This window comes from Kitasatospora sp. NPDC059817, from assembly GCF_042731835.1.
GTDB lineage: Bacteria > Actinomycetota > Actinomycetes > Streptomycetales > Streptomycetaceae > Kitasatospora.
The window spans coordinates 1-2,069 of the sequence record NZ_JBHWIR010000398.1 but is presented as its reverse complement, the minus strand read 5'-3'; the positions used below and the strand labels follow the sequence as shown (position 1 = coordinate 2,069).

The window sequence follows — 2,069 nt, the reverse complement described above, 5'->3', positions numbered from 1 at the left end:
GGCTGGCTGCGCTGCCGGGTGTCCGCGCCGGAGCCGGGCCAGCCGTTCTACGCGGAGTCCCCGACGATCCGCCGCGCGGAGGTGTTCACGGTCGGCGGCACCGCGACTGTCGTGCACGCCCAGACCGTGACCGACGCGCCGCTCGGCACCTCGGAGGGCGTCGCGGGCCAGCGCTTCCGGCTCGCCAGGCCGCCCGTCCTGCTCGACGGCGGGCCCCCGGTGGTCGAGGTCGCGGCCGGCGACGGCTGGGAGCGGTGGACGGCCGTCGAGCACTTCGGCGACTCGGCGCCGACCGACCGGCACGTGGTGATCGACGCGACCACGGGCGAGTTCGCGTTCCCGCCCGCCGTCCGGGAACCCGACGGAGGCCTGCACGCCTTCGGCGCGGTGCCGCCCAAGGGCGCGCACCTGCGGGTACCGCACTACCGCACGGGCGGCGGCACCGCCGGGAACGTCGCCCGGGCGACGATCACGGTGCTGCGCAGCTCCGTCCCGTACGTGGCCAGGGTCGACAACCGCGAGGCGGCCAGGGGCGGGGTCGACGGCGAGACGGTGGAGAACGCCAAGGTGCGCGCCCCCCACCTGCTGCGGCTCCAGGAACGGGCCGTCACCGCCGGGGACTTCGAGCTGATCGCCCGGCAGGCCGCCCCCTCGGCGGCCCGGGTGCGCTGCGCGCCGGCCGTCGCCGGGGAGGCGGGCGCGGTGCGGGTGCTGGTGGTCCCCGACGCGGTCGCGGACGAGGGCGACCGCCTGCGGTTCGAGCAGCTGATCCCCGGCGAGCAGGTGCTGTCGGCCATCGCGTCGGCCCTGGACGAGCGGCGGCTCGTCGGCACCCGGCTCGTCGTCCAACCGCCCGACTATCAGGGGGTGACGGTGGTCGCCCGGCTCGCGACCCGCTCCCCGGACGGCGACCGGGTCCGGGAGGCGGCGCTCGCGGCCCTGTTCCGGCACCTCAACCCGCTGCGCGGCGGCGCCGACGGAAGGGGCTGGCCGTTCGGCCGGGCCGTGCAGTACGGGGAGGTGTTCGCGGTGCTCCAGCAGGTGGCCGGGGTCACGGCGGTCGAGGAACTGCGGCTCTTCCCGGCGGATCCGATCACCGGGCGCCGGGGCGCGCCCGCCGAACGGGTCGACGTCGCCCCGGACGCGCTGGTCTTCTCGCACCAGCACCAGGTCGTGGTCGCCGCGCTCCCGGCGGACGGTCAGCGATGAGCAGAGCGGCCGTCCCCGGGCTGCCCAGCCCGCATCCGATCGGCGAACTCCTGCCCGCGCTCTACGCCGAGGACGACTTCGCCCAGCGGTTCACCGCAGGCCTGGACACCGTCCTCGCCCCGGTCTTCGCCACCCTGGACAACCTGCCCGCCTACTTCCAACCGCGCCTGGCCCCGGCCGACTTCGTCGAGTGGCTGGCGGACTGGGTCGCCGTCGAGACCGACCCGGCCTGGCCGGAGGAGGTCCGCCGGGCCGTGGTCGGCCGCGCGGTCGAACTGCACCGGTGGCGGGGCACCCGGCGCGGGCTCCGGGAACGGCTGCGGCTGATCCTCGGCGTCGGCGCGCAGATCGTGGACGGCGGCGGCGTGGCCTGGTCCACCACCGCGGGCGCGGAGTTGCCGCCCGCGCCCTCCGGGGAACTGCTGGTGCGGGTCTGGCCCGAGCGCACCCCGGCGGTGGACGAGGAGCAGGTGCTGGCGGTCGTCCGGGCGTCCTGCCCGGTGCACCTGACCTGCCGGGTGGAGGTCCTGTCCGGGCCGCCTGGTCCGTCCGGTCCACCTGGTTCACCTGGTTCATCCGGTCCACTCGGTCCACTCGGTGCGGAAGAGAGCTGAGCAATGCGTACGTGTCCCGAGTGCGGAGTGGCCAACGAGGACGGGGACGACTTCTGCGGCAACTGCGGTGCCTACCTGGGCTGGTCGGGGGCGGCTGCCGCCACCTCGGCGGCTCCCGGCTCTGCCGCCGGGCCGCCTGCTGCCGCTGCTGCGCCCGCCGCCGCGCCGCCTGCTGCCGCCGCCCCGCCTGCTGCCGCCCCGCCCGCTGCTCCGCCCGTCGGCGCGGCCCGCGAGGAACCGCCCGTG

Annotated in this window: 3 protein-coding genes; all 3 read left to right on the top strand. The window is 76.8% G+C overall.

Annotated elements, in window-relative coordinates:
• Positions 1–1,209, top strand: a 1,209-nt coding sequence (locus ACFV61_RS35705; RefSeq protein ID WP_380496326.1) for a putative baseplate assembly protein, incomplete at its 5' end; no start/stop codon positions are given.
• The gene (locus ACFV61_RS35700) at positions 1,206–1,823 is read left to right on the top strand and encodes a phage tail protein (RefSeq protein WP_380429348.1); all 618 of its coding nucleotides are present in this window, start codon (positions 1,206–1,208) and stop codon (positions 1,821–1,823) included. The genes ACFV61_RS35705 and ACFV61_RS35700, both read left to right, overlap by 4 nt.
• A gap of 3 nt (positions 1,824–1,826) precedes the next feature.
• Positions 1,827–2,069, top strand: a 243-nt coding sequence (locus ACFV61_RS35695) for a zinc-ribbon domain-containing protein (RefSeq protein ID WP_380496324.1), incomplete at its 3' end; no start/stop codon positions are given.

Excerpts from the sequence above, each read along its gene's own strand:
- ACFV61_RS35700 (WP_380429348.1), top strand. The coding sequence starts at position 1,206 with ATGAGCAGAGCGGCCGTCCCCGGGCTGCCCAGCCCGCATCCGATCGGC.